Source organism: Clostridium lundense DSM 17049 (assembly GCF_000619945.1).
In the GTDB taxonomy this organism is placed as follows: Bacteria; Bacillota; Clostridia; order Clostridiales; family Clostridiaceae; genus Clostridium_AO; species Clostridium_AO lundense.
The window spans coordinates 1-1,321 of the sequence record NZ_JHVC01000052.1; the positions used below are offsets into that span (position 1 = coordinate 1).

Annotated in this window: 1 protein-coding gene; it reads right to left on the reverse strand. The window is 26.3% G+C overall.

Annotation, left to right across the window (positions count from 1 at the left end; translation table 11 throughout):
* Positions 1-336: 336 nt before the first annotated feature.
* A complete protein-coding gene (locus T514_RS0121965) occupies positions 337-1,080 on the reverse strand; it encodes a peptidylprolyl isomerase (protein ID WP_027626665.1) in 744 nt (247 codons plus the stop codon).
* Positions 1,081-1,321 lie beyond the last annotated feature (241 nt).

Consider the following 1,321-nt stretch of genomic DNA (forward strand, 5'->3'; position numbering starts at 1 on the left):
GAATTGACTGGTTTCTCTTCTCTGTTTAATTTTCAAAGACCATGTCGCTTCATGCGACTTTTATATAATATCATGTTAATTTCTCTTTGTCAACATTTTTTTATTTTTTGTCAAAACTTTTTATGTTGACATTAATGCTTTCGTTCTTCAACTTTCAGCATTTTTTATCGCTTCTCTTAGCGACAAAACTTATTTTATAATAAATATATAAATATGTCAACATATTTATTATAATTTTTTCAAATTTTTAATTATAAGTTATATGCTGTATTTTTATTATTGTTTAATTTATAATTTTTATACATACATATAACTTATAATTAATAAAAAATATTACTACTTAATTTCTACGGAATATTTATTTTTTAGTTCATTAGTAAATTCCATATATCTTTTTTTCTGATTTTGCTGTAATAACTGAATTCTTATATCATTTCTAATCTCATCTAAAGGTATAATTGATGCAGGATTTTTTGATTCGATTTTTATAATATGATACCCAAACTGAGTTTTAACAGGCGCACTTATCACACCTACTTCTAATGAAAAAGCAGCTTTTTCAAATTCTGGTACCATTCTTCCCTTACCAAATTCACCTAAGTTTCCACCTGAGCTCTTGGATGGACATTTTGAGTATTTATTTGCTGCCTCTTCAAAAGTCATACCTTCATTTATACATTTTATTACATCGTTAGCTTTATCTAATGTATCAACTAATATATGTTTTGCTGATATTGTCTCTTCTTTCATAAACATATTTTTATTATTATTATAGTAATTCTCTAATTCTTCTTCACTTACTTTAACTTGAGAAAGTAATTTTGCTATTGCTACTTGAGTTAATATTTCTTTTTTTGCCCTTTCCATTTGTAAAGCATAATCTTTATCAGCTTCCATATTATTATCTTTAGCATAATTATAGATTAATTCAAAGTTCACAATTTCATCTAGTAATTGCTTTCTTCCTTCTTCTGTTCTTAGGTAAGACTGTCTTTCTTGTGGAAACTTTAAAATAGTTTCATCTAATTCCCTTTGTGTAATCTCTCTACCGTTTAAAACTGCTAATACTTTATTATCCATATTATTTCTCCTTTTAGAATTATTTATTAAACAACAATACTTCAATTATGTCATAACTCAATACATTTTGCCAGCAAAAATGCAATTTAGTTAATAAATATGTAATGTATTTCTTTTAACATAGCTTTAAATATTAAACAAAACACAAAAAATAAAAAAACCTATCATATAAGATAGGTTTTGGTGGCTGGACCAGGAATCGAACCAGGGACACGAGGATTTTCAGTCCTCTGCTCTACCG

What these genes read in the sequence shown, in the direction of transcription:
- T514_RS0121965 (WP_027626665.1), bottom strand. Translation starts at nt 1,080, where the DNA reads ATGGATAATAAAGTATTAGCAGTTTTAAACGGTAGAGAGATTACACAA.